Origin of the sequence: Sphingobacterium thalpophilum (assembly GCF_901482695.1) — a bacterium.
Taxonomy (GTDB): Bacteria; Bacteroidota; Bacteroidia; order Sphingobacteriales; family Sphingobacteriaceae; genus Sphingobacterium; species Sphingobacterium thalpophilum.
On record NZ_LR590484.1, the window covers coordinates 2,804,525 to 2,819,346 of the forward strand.

At 42.5% G+C, this 14,822-nt stretch carries 14 protein-coding genes and 1 tRNA gene; 2 read left to right on the forward strand and 13 right to left on the reverse strand.

The genetic code is table 11. The features are described 5' to 3' along the window. Nucleotides 1-2 precede the first annotated feature (2 nt). The 7 genes from FGL37_RS11635 to FGL37_RS11665 form a co-directional block, all read right to left on the reverse strand. Nucleotides 3-548: an RNA polymerase sigma factor gene (locus tag FGL37_RS11635; protein WP_028070567.1), complete on the reverse strand. Its 546-nt coding sequence runs from the start codon at nt 546-548 to the stop codon at nt 3-5. A gap of 21 nt (nt 549-569) precedes the next feature. Next, nucleotides 570-1,523, reverse strand: a complete 954-nt coding sequence (locus FGL37_RS11640; RefSeq protein ID WP_028070566.1) for a transketolase family protein — start codon at nt 1,521-1,523, stop codon at nt 570-572. Between the two features lie 89 nt (nt 1,524-1,612). Beyond that, nucleotides 1,613-2,461: a transketolase gene (locus FGL37_RS11645; RefSeq protein WP_028070565.1), complete on the reverse strand. Its 849-nt coding sequence runs from the start codon at nt 2,459-2,461 to the stop codon at nt 1,613-1,615. 397 nt (nt 2,462-2,858) lie between these two features. Beyond that, nucleotides 2,859-3,413: a NifU family protein gene (locus FGL37_RS11650; protein ID WP_028070564.1), complete on the reverse strand. Its 555-nt coding sequence runs from the start codon at nt 3,411-3,413 to the stop codon at nt 2,859-2,861. Nucleotides 3,414-3,486: 73 nt separating this feature from the next. Further along, a complete protein-coding gene (purB, locus tag FGL37_RS11655; protein WP_028070563.1) occupies nt 3,487-4,836 on the reverse strand; it encodes an adenylosuccinate lyase in 1,350 nt (449 codons plus the stop codon). 126 nt (nt 4,837-4,962) lie between these two features. Next, nucleotides 4,963-5,187: a hypothetical protein gene (locus FGL37_RS11660; protein ID WP_028070562.1), complete on the reverse strand. Its 225-nt coding sequence runs from the start codon at nt 5,185-5,187 to the stop codon at nt 4,963-4,965. Nucleotides 5,188-5,334: 147 nt separating this feature from the next. After that, a complete protein-coding gene (locus FGL37_RS11665) occupies nt 5,335-5,556 on the reverse strand; it encodes a PG1828 family lipoprotein (RefSeq protein WP_028070561.1) in 222 nt (73 codons plus the stop codon). A 295-nt stretch (nt 5,557-5,851) separates the two neighbouring features. Here FGL37_RS11665 and FGL37_RS11670 point away from each other — a divergent pair, with 295 nt between their 5' ends. Then, the gene (locus tag FGL37_RS11670; RefSeq protein ID WP_197734466.1) at nt 5,852-7,201 is read left to right on the forward strand and encodes an acyl-CoA dehydrogenase family protein; all 1,350 of its coding nucleotides are present in this window, start codon (nt 5,852-5,854) and stop codon (nt 7,199-7,201) included. Between the two features lie 111 nt (nt 7,202-7,312). Here the strand turns inward: FGL37_RS11670 and FGL37_RS11675 are convergent, their stop codons facing one another. The 5 genes from FGL37_RS11675 to rplS form a co-directional block, all read right to left on the reverse strand. After that, nucleotides 7,313-8,098 carry an META domain-containing protein gene (locus FGL37_RS11675; protein WP_028070559.1) on the reverse strand — a complete coding sequence of 262 codons (786 nt, stop codon included), beginning with the start codon at nt 8,096-8,098 and terminating at the stop codon, nt 7,313-7,315. Between the two features lie 121 nt (nt 8,099-8,219). Beyond that, on the reverse strand, nt 8,220-10,037 hold the full coding sequence (yidC, locus tag FGL37_RS11680; RefSeq protein WP_028070558.1) for a membrane protein insertase YidC: 1,818 nt from the start codon (nt 10,035-10,037) through the stop codon (nt 8,220-8,222). A 38-nt stretch (nt 10,038-10,075) separates the two neighbouring features. Continuing rightward, a complete protein-coding gene (gene pyrG, locus FGL37_RS11685; RefSeq protein WP_028070557.1) occupies nt 10,076-11,686 on the reverse strand; it encodes a CTP synthase in 1,611 nt (536 codons plus the stop codon). 119 nt (nt 11,687-11,805) lie between these two features. Further along, nucleotides 11,806-12,891 carry a carbohydrate-binding family 9-like protein gene (locus FGL37_RS11690; RefSeq protein ID WP_081817911.1) on the reverse strand — a complete coding sequence of 362 codons (1,086 nt, stop codon included), beginning with the start codon at nt 12,889-12,891 and terminating at the stop codon, nt 11,806-11,808. A gap of 274 nt (nt 12,892-13,165) precedes the next feature. Beyond that, nucleotides 13,166-13,513 (reverse strand): 50S ribosomal protein L19, encoded by a 348-nt coding sequence (gene rplS, locus FGL37_RS11695; protein WP_028070556.1) that lies wholly within the window; start codon nt 13,511-13,513, stop codon nt 13,166-13,168. A 453-nt stretch (nt 13,514-13,966) separates the two neighbouring features. Between rplS and FGL37_RS11700 the strand changes: the two genes are divergently transcribed. Further along, nucleotides 13,967-14,040 (forward strand) — tRNA-Pro (locus FGL37_RS11700). A gap of 184 nt (nt 14,041-14,224) precedes the next feature. On the opposite strand, the gene FGL37_RS11705 is transcribed toward FGL37_RS11700, so the two are convergent. Next, the gene (locus tag FGL37_RS11705) at nt 14,225-14,815 is read right to left on the reverse strand and encodes a hypothetical protein (protein ID WP_051607025.1); all 591 of its coding nucleotides are present in this window, start codon (nt 14,813-14,815) and stop codon (nt 14,225-14,227) included. Between the last annotated feature and the right edge of the window lie 7 nt (nt 14,816-14,822).

Genomic DNA, 14,822 nt, shown 5'->3' on the forward strand with positions numbered 1-14,822 from the left:
GTTTAATCGTGGTTGTTAAAAAAAGACTCTATTTTTTTGACAGCTAAGTGATAAGATGCCTTCAATGCGCCGACACTTGTGCCAAGAACCTCAGAAATTTCCTCATACTTCATATCTTCAAAATATTTCATGTTAAAAACCAATTTCTGCTTTTCGGGTAATGTTAATAGAGCCTGCTGCAATTTCATTTGGGCTTTGTCGCCGCTAAAGTAATTGCCATCAGCAAGTGTTTCTGCTAAATAAGCAGAGGTGTCGTCATCCAACGACACGTTCTGCTTTTGCTTTTTCTTATTTAAGAATGTAATACATTCGTTGGTTGCAATCCGATATAGCCAGGTGTACAATTGCGAATCTTCGCGGAAATTACCGAGGTTTTTCCATACTTTCACAAAGATATCCTGTACGACATCGTCAGCATCATCATGATCGATTACCATTCTTCGCACATGCCAATAAATCTTTTGCTGATATTTTTTCAACAAAGAACGGAAAGCTTCTTCTCGCGTACTCTCTTCTGCGAATTTTGCTATAATTAAAGCGTCATCCATATATTGACCTGCGTGGTGTTGTTATTTTCTATTGATTACTTTTTGAGCAGCAGCGACGATTGCATCTGCATTCAGTCCGTATTTTTCCATTAATTGTGCAGGTGTACCAGACTCGCCGAAGCTATCGTTGACAGCTACGTATTCCTGCGGGCTAGGTAATGCTTTTGCCAGCACCTGCGCTACACTGTCACCCAATCCTCCCAGGCGGTTGTGCTCCTCTGCAGTCACCACACATTTTGTTTTAGCAACAGATTTTAAGATGGCCTCTTCGTCCAGTGGTTTAATGGTGTGAATATTGATAATTTCGGCGTTGATGCCTAGTTCTGCTAATTTTTCACCCGCTTGAATTGCTTCCCAGACTAAGTGTCCAGTAGCAATGATCGTCACATCAGATCCTTCGTTCAACAAAACTGCTTTTCCGATTACAAATTCTTGGTCGGCAGGAGTAAAGTTAGGTACTACTGGACGGCCGAAACGCAAATAAACAGGGCCATCGTATTTCGCAGCGGCTATGGTAGCTGCTTTTGTCTGGTTGAAATCGCAAGGGTTGATCACCGTCATCCCCGGTAGCATTTTCATTAAGCCGATATCTTCCAGAATTTGGTGGGTAGCCCCGTCTTCTCCCAAAGTTAACCCTGCGTGTGAAGCAGCAATCTTCACATTTTTGCCTGAATAAGCAATGGATTGACGGATCTGGTCGTAAACACGGCCTGTAGAGAAGTTCGCAAACGTCCCTGTAAACGGAATCTTGCCGCCAATAGTCAGGCCGGCAGCGATGCCCATCATGTTCGCTTCAGCAATTCCAATCTGGAAAAAGCGTTCTGGAAATTCTTTTATAAAATCGTTCATTTTTAATGAACCGATCAAATCTGCACATAATGCAACTACATTCTCATCCTGTTTTCCAGCTTCCAGTAAGCCGGCGCCGAATCCCGAACGTGTATCTTTTGACTCTGTGTAAGTATATTTTTTCATTTAATTATTTTTTTCTTTTGTCGGCTGATGAACTCGGTGTAAATAGTACTGACCTACAGTACAGCATTATCTACAGCTCGGTTTCATTCTTAGTAATCTCCCAAAGTTTCAGTCAGTTGATTTAAAGCCGATGCCAACTGTTCGTCATTTGGTGCCACACCGTGCCATTTATGAGAACCCATCATGAAATCAACACCTTTTCCCATTTCTGTGTGCAATAAGATAACTACCGGTTTGCCTTTTCCGGTACGTGACTTCGCTTCTGCCAGGCCAGCTACGACAGACGCCATATCATTTCCTTTCGCCACTTCCATCACCTCCCAGCCAAAAGCTTCCCATTTTGCGCGTAAATCACCCAATGATAATACCTGATCCGTCGATCCATCGATCTGAGCATTGTTATAGTCAACAGCTGCAATTAGGTTGTCGACCTTGTTGTGCGGTGCATACATCGCTGCTTCCCAGACTTGTCCTTCCTGCAGCTCGCCATCGCCCATCAATACATAAACTAGATTATTGTCTTTATTCAATTTTTTTGCCTGTGCTGCACCAATCGCAACAGACAATCCCTGACCCAACGATCCTGAAGCCACACGGATACCCGGAAGACCTTCATGGGTAGTAGGGTGGCCCTGAAGTCTCGAATTGATTTTTCTGAAGGTCGCCAATTCACTCACTTCAAAATAACCCGCACGCGCCAATGTACTGTAAAATACCGGCGAAATGTGGCCGTTTGACAAGAAGAATAAATCTTCCCCTTTCCCATCCATGTCAAAGGAGGAATTGCGTTTCATTGCATTGAAATAAAGCGCCACGAAGTAATCTGTACAACCTAATGAACCACCAGGGTGGCCTGATTGACAAGCGTGTACCATACGTACGATATCACGTCTTACCTGTGATGCAATTTGTTCTAGTTTGTTAATATCTGCACTCATTTTTTTTGTTGGTTTCACAATTGGTCGTAAAGTTAACTATTTTTAAGCTAGATGCTTGTTAAAAAGTGAATTTCTTTGCTGATCTCCAGAGTGGAAAACAAAAGACCTTTTGTCGACGGTAACCATGTATGCATGGATGTGCCTGCCCGCCCATCCCGGGGCTATTGGGCCAATACTACTCATGAAAGGTGGGGCTAGGAAAATTTGAACTTTATATGGGGATTCGTCGTCAATTTGCGGTTGCACGACAGTTTTCTGAAGTAGGTGTATATGGTGGATATCATGAGGTCTATTGCTGTGCGAAAGCCGTCCAAGCGGTAGGCGATCACAGACCAAAAAAAGGATTCAGCAAATTTTACTGAATCCTTTTTTTTGTTATAGTTATGCTGACGAAAATTTACATGGCTTCTGCCACCACTTCGGTCACTTCGGGAACCATGCGTTTCAATAAGCCTTCTATACCTGCTTTAAGCGTGATGGTAGACGAAGGGCAGCCGCTGCACGAACCTTTTAATTCAACAGTCACCACACCTTCATGGAAAGACTTGTAGTGGATAGCACCACCATCTTGCTCAACAGCGGGCCGTACGTAATCATGTAGAACCTGTTGGATCTTGACTTCGGTGTCTGTTCCTTCAAAGTTTACCTCGGTGTCATGGTGGACAGCCTTTACGGCTAGTTCAGATTCAACTGCGCCTTTTACAAAGTCTTTTAACAGGGCCTCGATATCTTCCCACTCCGCATCATCCGTTTTGGTGACCGTTACAAAATTGCTAGCAAAAAATACGCCGTTCACAAAATTGAACTTGAACAGTTCCTGAGCAAAAGGGGAATCCTGTGCCGCTTCTTTATTTGGAAAATCCACACTCCCGTTGATCAGTAATTTATTGACCAGAAATTTCATGGTCGAAGGGTTGGGAGTAGATTCTGTATATACGTTGATCGTAGCCATTTGAATTTCAATTTTTATTCCAAACAAAGATAGTTCAAAAGAAGTTCTCTTAAGGTCATTTATAAGTCAAAGCTTATAAAGACACGCCGGTATAATTTGATGGACTGATAGCCTTTAGCTCGGCTTTCACCTCATCCGATACGTTGAGATTGTCTACAAATGTGGCAATAGTCTCACGTGTCACATGTGTGTTGGTGCGTGTAAGATCTTTCAATGCCTCATATGGTTTGGGGTAGCCTTCTCTCCGCAATATCGTTTGCAATGCTTCAGCAACCACAGCCCAGTTGTTGTCCAGATCATTGGCTAGAGCTGCCTCGTTGAGGATGAGCTTGCGTAAACCTCTCAATGTCGATTTTATAGCGATTAACGTATGGGCAAACGGCACACCGATATTGCGTAAGACAGTTGAGTCCGTCAGATCTCGTTGTAAGCGGGAAACCGGCAGTTTTGCGGCTAGATGTTCGAAGATTGCATTGGCAATGCCGAGATTTCCTTCGGCATTCTCAAAATCAATCGGGTTCACTTTGTGAGGCATGGCCGAAGAACCAATTTGTCCGGCGGTAATTTTCTGCTTGAAATATTCCATCGAAATATAGGTCCATATATCCCGGCATAGATCGATAATAATGGTATTGATCCGTTTCAGTGCATCACAGCTGGCGGCAAAGTTATCATAATGTTCGATCTGGGTGGTTGTCTGCGAGCGGTCCAGTCCCAGGACCATATTGACGAAATTGTTGCCAAAGCTTACCCAATCGGTATGTGGATAGGCTACATGATGTGCATTAAAATTACCTGTTGCCCCGCCAAATTTGGCTGAATAGGGTACTGCATGCAAAAGCTGCAGCTGACGTTCGATGCGTTCGATAAATACGTACAATTCCTTACCCAGTCGTGTGGGCGATGCTGGCTGGCCATGCGTACGGGCAAGCATCGGGATATCTGACCAAGATGTTGCCAGTGACTTTAGTTCCTGAAGCAGTTCGTCGATAGCAGGCATGTAGCTTTCCTTAATGGCTTCTTTCCAGGAAAGGGGAATCGCTGTATTGTTGATATCTTGAGAGGTGAGCCCGAAATGAATAAATTCAAGATAATCCTGTAGGCCCAGTTTCTCAAATTGATCTTTTAGAAAATACTCAACCGCCTTAACATCATGATTGGTTACTTTTTCAGTGTTTTTGATCCATATAGCGTCTTCCTCCGAAAAATTGCGGTAGATATCTCTTAGCTTCTCGTTCAATGTTTTGTCAAAATGCTGTAGCTGCGGAATTCCGGATTCGCTCAGTGCGATAAAATACTCGACTTCGACACGAACCCGATATTTTATCAGGGCAAACTCAGAAAAAAAAGCGGCAAGCTCATTGGTATTATTGTAATAGCGTCCGTCAATAGGCGTAACTGCTGTTAGAGATGATAAAGCCATAGATTGAATGATTTTTTGGCAAAGGTAAAAAAATGCTTGGAGCTTAGCAATTTAATTGGGTAGATATAAAAAATGCCCCCTGTGTCAGGAGGCATCTCTATGCTGATAAAATTCTGTTTCGAAGAATTAGTGAGCAGCTTTAGTAGAATCAACAGCAGTTTTAGCTGAATCAACAGCAGTTTTAGCTGAGTCTAATGCTGTATTAGCTGAATCCAATGCAGTGTTAGCTGAATCTAAAGCTGTGTTTGCAGAATCAGTAGCAACGTCAGATTTTTTACCAGTTTCACCACATGATGCGAAAGCTACTGTTAGAGCTAATCCTAAGAAACCTAATTTGAATGCGTTTTTCATCTTATTAAAATTAAAATAATTTACAAATCTTGTTATTTAAGGGTTTATACCAATAAATTGAAAAGGTAACCCAGCTTTTTATTTTTTTTAAAAAAAGAGAGGTTTCTCTTTCGAAAAACCTCTTCAAATAACTCATTCGGTTCCGAATTATTTTGTAGCAGCTGAATCAACTTTGTTTGCAGCAGAGTCAACTTTGTTAGCAGCTGAATCAAGAGTAGTTTTAGCTGAATCTAAAGTGTTTGCAGCTGAATCCAATGTGTTAGCAACTGAATCATTAGCACCTTCAGCTTTTTTCTCTGTATTGTTACAAGATGCGAAAGCTACAGTTAAAGCTAAACCTAAGAAACCGAATTTTAATGCGTTTTTCATTTTCTAATTTTCTAATTTAAATTGAAATAATTTTCTTTTTTCATTTCTTAATACACGTTACCCAAAAAGGTAACCCAAAAAAAGCTATTTTTTTTAAAATAGATTCAAACGTCTGTTTGTCAGTGTTTTGTATTTTGTCTTCTTGTTTTTGAGCTGGGGTGTTGGCGCTCTTGTGAAGCTCGGCTTCTGAAGATCAGCAATAAATAATGACGGGTTCCGTCGAGTTGCAGCAAACAATTTTGGAATATTTTTCTTATTTTAAAAGAAACACCTTTGTTAAAAATATATTGCAACTATGTTTGATAAAGTCAAGAATATCATGGATCTGGCCAAGTCTATCGACTTTGGCAAGTTAGAAGAAATATCGAAGAAGGTCGATTTGGGGGCGGTGATGGATGCCGTCTCAAAAATGGATGACAAGCAGCTGCAGGGGCTGATAAAGATGCTCGGTGCAGGCAAGGAAAAGAAAGAGCTGCCTGCAATAAATGGAGATTTTTATGATATGGACAGCAAACTGACCGGTGCTGATCGCGAGCTACAGCTGAAAGTACGCGAATTCATGGAACAGGAAGTCAAGCCTATTGTAAACAAATATTGGTTACGGGACGAATTCCCTTTCGAGATCGTTCCTAAACTGGCGGCGCTCAATATATGTGGATATACCTATGATGGCTACGGCTGTGCTGGCGGCAGTTCGTTAATGGAAGGTATTATTGCCTCTGAAATTGCGCGTGTGGATGCATCGGTAGCTACTTTCTTTGGTGTGCAGAGTGGTCTGGCAATGGGCTCCATTTATATCTGTGGTTCGGATGAACAGAAACAGGAGTGGCTGCCAAGGATGCAAAAGATGGAAGTGATAGGCGCCTTTGGTCTGACCGAACCCGAAGTCGGATCGGGCGCTGCGGGCGGACTGACGACGACCTGTAAGAAAACTGCTGACGGCTGGTTGCTGAATGGCCAAAAGAAATGGATCGGCAATTCCACCTTTTCCGATATGACGATTATTTGGGCCAGGGACCTCGACGATGGAGAGGTGAAAGGCTTCATTGTCCGTAAAGATAATCCCGGCTTTTCTGTCGAAAAAATTAAGGATAAAATGGCCTTACGTATTGTTCAAAATGGGCTTATTACGCTGGATAATTGTGTTGTTCCCGAAACCGACCGCTTGCAGAATGCGAATTCCTTCAAAGATACGGGTAAGGTTCTTCAGATGACAAGGGCGGGAGTCGCCTGGATGGCTGTAGGCTGTGCCAGGGGCGCCTATGAAAATGCATTGGACTATACCCGAAAGAGAAAGCAATTTGGTAAACCCATCGCATCTTTCCAGTTGATCCAGAACCATTTGGTGGAGATGCTCTCCAATCTGACAGCGATGCAGACGCTGGTGTTTAGGCTATCCGAACTGCAGGATGCGGGACAGTTGCGTGATGAACATGCTTCTCTGGCTAAAGTGTTCTGTTCGTTACGTACCCGAGACATTGTGTCCAAGGCCAGGGAAGTTATGGGCGGCAATGGTATTTTACTGGAATATAACGTCGCTAGATTTCTAGCCGATGCGGAGGCAATCTATTCTTATGAAGGTACAAAGGAGATCAACTCGCTGATTGTCGGAAGGAGCATCACGGGATTCAGCGCCTTTGTCTGACACAGATGAAAGACTGCTGAAAAGAAGTTGTATGCGGTCCGCGGATTAAAACAAATCAGGCGCTGATCCGGATCGGCGCCTTGTTTGTTTTTATATGCGCTGAGCGAAGAGCTATTTACGATGCAGTCTCATCACAGCGATGTCGCCCATAATAAAGGTCAATGTATTGCCGCTGACACTATACGTATTTACCTTTTCCAGGGTGGAGAAAAATGTCGCTTCACCATTGCCTTCACAAGCCATTTTCGTCGACATTATCGGCCCAAAGCTGATCTTATTGCCCGCTGTTTTAAAGGTTGCATTATAATTGTTGCAGCTGCTGTTGCCATTCACTTTTCCTTCTTTGGCGCTGAAGTTCATCGTTGGTTTACGATGCGGATAAAGTCCTTCGAAAGCTATGCGAGCACCGGAGATATAATCGAGCTCCCAGCTGCCGCTGATGTCCTGTTGGTCTGCAGTGAGCAATCTGAACTTGGCCAGCGGGGCCATCTTTGCTTTGTTTAGGTTGAGAATATTACCATCCACTGTATAGTTGTCGGTGCTGAGCAAAGCCGCAGAAAGAGCACGCTCGATGGACATATCGGGGCAAGCCATCATCGTGGACATACCTTTTGAAAATTTGATCTTTCCATTTTTTTCCAGCGTCAGTTCACCGCCGATTCCATTGCAGCCGCCGTTCGCACTGTAGCGTGTTTCATCCAGCTGTAGGTACGGTATTCTGCCATTGATCTCTGCAGCAACAGCTTTTCCATTCACTTCAATTAACTGCCATTTTTTTCCGACGATGTCCATGCCGGCTTTGTCAGACTGCGGTTTATCAGCACTTCTGTTTATCACCGAACAACTTGCCAGCCCCAGGATCGACATGGTCAGCATCATAATTTTTATCAATCTCATGTGTAGTGTTTTTATTATTAACACCATAGTCAACGTTTGGTTTGGCAAACCGCTACACAAGTCCATAAACAAAGAAAGGCTTCCATTGAGGAAGCCTTCTCTATCAGTAAGATAAATATTGCTATTTATTTTTGTTTTGTTGCGCTTGTTGTTGCGCACGCATCATTTCTTCCAATTTGGCCTGAAAAGACGATTTTTTCTCCACTTTTGGATTTTTCTTATTTTCCTCCAGCTTCGCGAGGATTTTGTCGTCATCTACCATTGAACGGATTACCAGCTGCGTCAGGAATGTGAACAATGCACTTAGAAAATAGTAATAATTCAAACCTGCAGGGAAACTGTTCAGGACAAAGAAGAAAATCAGTGGCATGATATAGCCCATGTATTTCATCTGTCCCGTGGCTCCTGATGTCGCATTGTTGTACCACGTGGTCAGCAAGGTTGTCAAGGTCATTAGGATACACATCAATGAGATATGGTTAAAGGACCCAAATATTGCCGGGAAGGTAAATAAGGTGTCGTATGTTGACATATCCTTCATGAATAAGAAGCTCTGTCCTCTCAGCTCAAATAAGTTTGGAAAGAAGTAGAAAAATGCAATGGTAAATGGCATTTGTAAAAGAAGCGGAAGACAGCCACCCAAAGGGTTCACGCCCACCTGCTTATACAATTTCATCTGTTCCTGCTGCATCAACATCTGGTTGTCTTCACCGACCTTTGCCTTGATCTCATCGAGCTGTGGTTTCAAGACCCGCATTTTGGCCATCGATACATACGACTTGTATGTCATTGGTGATAGGATCAGTTTCAGCATTAATGTTAGCAGCAGAATAACAATACCATAACTCATGTGGAAGCCGTCCAGAAAATTGAATACCGGTACAGTGATCCACTGGTTGATCCACCGCATGGGACCCCAGCCCATGTTGATGATAGACTGATAGTCATTACCCTCCGCCTTCAGTACATTGTACTGATTTGGGCCGAAGAAGAAATTTAATGTGTAATTATTATCCTTATGGTTGTCAAAACTCAATTCTGCATTCGTATTATACAGTTTGATAACATCTCCCTCAGTGGCGTGCTTCACGTCGACTTTGGCGTTGACAAAGCCGTCTTTGGCGCTGAGAATATTGGAAAAATAATGCTGTTTGAAAGCGATCCACTGTACTTTCTTTTCCAGTGCTTCGTCGTCATCTTTCGATTCGGACAGGTGGTCTACCTTATCCTCCTCTTTGTAGTAGAGTGTTGATTTCTGTCTTTCAGATTCTATGTTCTGCTCTTTTTGACGGAGCGCTGTATTCCAGTTGAGGGTTAATGTTTTCTGGCTTTGCGGGATCAGGTTCTGAATACCTTTTGTATTGACATCAAGTGCTACATTATAGCCTTTGCCCGCGATGGAGTATACGTATTCAATATACTGATCTGCGTTGTAGTTCAACCTGAATTTAACCGATTGTTTGCCTTCGCCCGTCACTTGAATATCTGTAGCCTCTGTATGGAAGTATAAATCGTTTGTTGAAATATTCTGTCCCGCTGCGTTGAACAGGAACCCAAACTTATTGTCCTCGCCATCAAAAAGCATCAATGGTTTTCCATTGAAATTCTTTTCACCTTTTAATTCGACTGATTTTACTTTACCGCCTTTTGTACTGATTTTGGCAATGATCGATTCATTCTCGAGGGTGATAATTTTTTCAGTTCCAAATTTTGAAGCACCAAAAGGTTTCTTCAATTCAGCAGAATCTGCAGTCGCTGCTGTTTGTGCTGCTTTTGCGATAGAGTCATTCTTTACAGGCAATCCCTTTGCTGCCTGCGCTTTTGCGTCTTGTCGCGCCTGTTCTTGTTTGATTTCCGATTCTGAGGGCTTCATCAGGTAAAACGAACCAGTGATGATAGCAAACATCAGGACCAAACCAATTAGGGTATTTCTATCCATTTTTAATAATTAAACTTAATTAATTGTATCCTTCTACACTACTTTGATTTCTTGTTCGCCAAAGCAGCGGCTACAAAGCTAACAAAAAGTGGGTGAGGATTTGCAACAGTTGACTTTAATTCTGGATGAAATTGTCCCGCAACGAAAAAAGGATGATTTTTAAGTTCGACAATTTCAACTAAACCGGTTTCCGGATTAAAGCCAGAAGCGATCATTCCGGCAGCTTCATATTGTTTTAAATAGGCATTGTTAAACTCATAACGGTGACGATGTCTTTCTGAGATCTTTGTTTTTCCATAGATCGCGAATGCTTTTGTCCCTTTTTTGATTTCACAGTCATAGGCTCCTAAGCGCATTGTTCCACCCATATCGGTGATGTTTTTCTGCTCCTCCATTAGGTTGATGACCGGATTGCTGGTATTCGCATCCATTTCAAAGCTGTTGGCATCTTTCAGTCCCAGTACGTTTCTTCCGAACTCGATAACTGAGCATTGCATACCCAGACAGATACCGAAAAATGGAATATGATTTTCGCGCACATACTGAATGGCGTTTAATTTACCTTCCAGTCCGCGTTCACCAAATCCTGGCGCAACCAGCACTCCGTCCATACCTTTCAGTTTCTCGGCAACATTTTCCTTTGTAACACTTTCAGCGGCGATATAGCTGACCTTCACCTTGCATTCATTGCTCGCTCCTGCATGAATAAACCCTTCGGTAATGGACTTGTATGCGTCAGGAAGCTCAACATATTTTCCCACAAGGGCAATATTGACCTCGTTTGTTGGATTTTTGAGCTTGCCCAAAAATGCTTTCCAATTTTCCAGATCAGGTTCGTTTTTGCTCGAAAGTTTCAGCTTGGTTAACGCAGTTTTATCCAGATTTTCTTTTAGCATCAACAACGGTACATCATATATGGTGGATGCATCGATGGATTCTACAACAGCATTGATATTGACATTACAGAATTGCGCTAATTTTTTGCGTATTTCCTGCGATAATTTATGTTCTGTACGACATACCAGAATATCTGGCTGTACGCCATATTCCAGCAGAGTTTTGACTGAGTGCTGGGTTGGCTTTGTTTTGAGCTCGCCTGCAGCAGCGAGGTAGGGGACCAGTGTCAGGTGGATCACTAAGGAGTTATTCGCCCCAAGTTCCCAGCGCAGCTGTCTGACGGCTTCCACAAAAGGAAGCGATTCGATGTCACCGACTGTGCCGCCCAGCTCAGTAATGATAATGTCATAGTTGCCAGATTCACCCAGCAATTGCATGCGGCGTTTGATCTCGTCGGTGATATGGGGAATGACTTGAACTGTTTTTCCTAAATATGCGCCTTCACGTTCCTGCTGGATCACATGCTGGTAAATACGGCCTGTTGTTACATTGTTCGCCTGGGAAGTAGGAACATTCAGGAAGCGTTCATAGTGACCTAAGTCAAGGTCGGTTTCAGCTCCATCCTCGGTGACATAGCATTCACCGTGCTCATAAGGATTTAAGGTTCCGGGATCAATGTTAATGTAAGGGTCGAATTTTTGAATGGTCACTTTGTAGCCACGTGCCTGGAGAAGTTTAGCAAGGGAGGCTGCAATAATACCTTTCCCTAACGACGAAGTAACGCCGCCCGTAACAAAAATATATTTAGTCATAACAATTAAAGGATTTCAATTTTATGTGGTCAAATGACCAAAATAGTTGCTCTATGTACGGGATACAAAGGTAGCAATTTTTATTCAAAATTATAATTGCAGATCGGCCGAATAATAAATTAAAAATAAATATTCCCCTGACTGTCGATGCTTGCTTTTAGGCTGGGCTTCGATTTCGACTTTATTTCAACATGATAGAAGTTGTTCGCGTTGGAAAAAGTAATATCATAGGCCTTGCTGTCCGCGGAGAGACCTGGATATAATGTATTGAGGTCTGCCAACGATCTGGCATAGCACTTATTTTCGCGTTTGTAGATCTCTTGCAAATAAAAAATATTCCAAGCTATTTTTTCAATCGTTAGGAATGAGCGATCCAAAAAGTGCTGATCGGCATGTTCCACAAATTTAATATGTCCCCAACGTTCGGGGTAGTGCATATTGATCAAACCGATAGGAGACCATACCCAGTTCTGTTCGGACAGCAGTTTTCCGTTAGTATCTTTTCTTTTCGTGTATCCCTTTTCCGTGCTGTCGTAATGCCATTGTACCCGGGAGAAGTTTATTTTCCACACTTCATTGGTCTTGATATGTTGTCCTTCACCAAAATACTTAAGGCTTTTGACCGGGATCTTTATTTCGACTGACCAGAATTTATCCCGGTCGGATGGATTATTGATCGTGCCTTCATGGTATACGGCGCTTGTGAGGCCTTTGGTGTCCCAGTTTAGATTGGCCTTGCCGCCAAAACGATATGGTTTCGTCATTAACAGGTCCATTACAGTATTTAGCGCATTGACTTCGATTTCGACATAGTCTGGAGATCGAAGGTTGGGTTTGAGGAACACTTCAAAGTCATTGTCATGATAGATGATCGTATCCGGTTGCCGAAGGTAGCCGTTGATATGCGGTTCGTCTAATTTCGCATAGATATATAAGTTTTCCTCATCCCACAGCATTTTGACTTGTGTGTTCAGAGTCGGAGCAGGTCTGCTTGGTCCTTCGATATCGCAGAACGGGGAAGTCCAGGGGGTCAGTATCCAAGACTTCTCATCGGCTTTTCCGTCAATGGAAATCTGTTCCTGGGTTTTCTGCACATAGTATATTGCCGGCTGAATCTGTAAACGGTGGAATTCTTCGAGATTCCGTTGCGCGAAAATGCTGATGGACTGTAAGGTAAGGGCAACTACTAGCAGGATATTTCTCATCACATTGTTTTTTTCTTGCATCTCATATACATATCGGTTTTCACTCAGCATGCCGCCTCAATGTCGACCTTTGCGCATGTTATTTTATTGAGGCTAAAAGTAAATAAAATGTTTTAGCAAAGCAATTGGATGTGCTGTAATTGCTCGGCAAGGATGTATTGTCTTAATTTTATTACAGTTTGGGTATGCCGAAGCAAGTTGGAGGGAGAGGACAGAAAATAAAAAAAGGCTTTGAAAGTTTTCAAAGCCTTTTTTTATAGTGTTGTACTCGATATTAAACTCGTTTTGTTTTAATACGAGCAGCTTTACCAGTAAGGCCACGCAAATAGAATAATTTAGCGCGACGAACTTTACCGTAGCTGTTTACTTCAATTTTGGCAATGTTTGGCGAGTTTACAGGGAAAATACGTTCAACACCTACACCGTTAGAGATTTTACGAACGGTAAAAGTAGCGTTAGCACCTTCGCTGTTTAATTGGATTACTACACCTTGGTACACCTGAACACGCTCTTTATTTCCTTCGCGAATTTTATAATGAACGCTGATGGTATCTCCGGCTTTGAAAGCGGGAATTTCATTTTTTACTACCGCTTGTTCTTCTACAAATTTTACTAAATCCATGATTTCGAGTAATTATTAACGATTTATATCCTGTAAAAATCGGAATGCAATATTACGACTTATTTTTTGAATATGGAAATAGTTTTTGAAAAAACTATCCGTTGTTATTCAAATCGGATGCAAAGATATGAAAATGAAATCGATTCTCTAGAGTTATTTTGAATATTCTCAAACTGAGTTAACTAGTCTTTTGACGGGTCTTCTTTTGGCTTTCGACCAGCATCTTTTTTACCGTTTCCCATAATTGCTGTTTTCCTTGTGCCAGCAACATGTTTTGTTCAGAAATGGAGTAAATAACAACTGATTTTTAGCGATGTTTATACAACAGGATTAACCCCTGATAAAATATCCCGCAATCAATCAGTGCTTTAGTTTTAAAATTGCATAAAGCTCTTGACAAATTAAAAAAATGATTCGATATTTGTGCCACACAAAACAAAGGTGATACCTTTTCGGGGTGTAGCGTAGCCCGGTATCGCGCCACATTTGGGATGTGGAGGTCGTAGGTTCGAATCCTGCCACCCCGACATAAAAAGCTCTAACGAAAGTTAGGGCTTTTTTTGTTTCGGGTCAGGAAAAGGGCCTACGACCTTTTATGGTCTATGAGGTTCGAATCAATCTTCTACTTCTTACTGAAAATGCATTAACCAAAGCTATGTCTTAGTCACTGTTTGTCTTCAATAAGGTATCCATGCGTATACCTCGCTTAGCCTATCGGCCTGAAGAGAGTCTTTCCTCGCTTTGTGTCTCAGTTGGAGCTTGCTCAGCCGGTATTTCGTCCATGGTCAAGGTGGGTTTATACAGATGTTTCCTTAGTCTGCGTATGGGTAAATAGGTGAATATTACCGAAAGCAGCCCTGCAAGCAGGGCATCGAGAGCTGCCATGGCCGTTGCATTCAATTTGTAGTGAGCTGTTAGGCTGTATTGTGCGAAAAGGAGGCAGGATAGTACCAAAAGTCCGGTAACCAGGCCATGGGCAATGCACAGCCTGGTAATAAAAGCATGGCGTTTCAGTTTATCGTCCACCGCCAGCGCAATGGATTTCTGTTCGATGGCCACAATGACGCGCTTGATGATGTCCATTGTCAGGACAACAGGCAGAAATATCGCCATGGGCAGCGTTAATCGGGCAAGGCTTTGGTGACCGGCGAAAAAATGGGTGTATCCAAGCTCCTGAAAACTGGCATAAGCGATCAGGAAGTTAAAACAGACGTTGGGAATAATATAGTATATTACACGCTTTCTCAAAAAGTGGCGGAGTGTCGTTTTCTTTATTTTTTTTGGTGGTGATGCTGTTATCATTCGTATG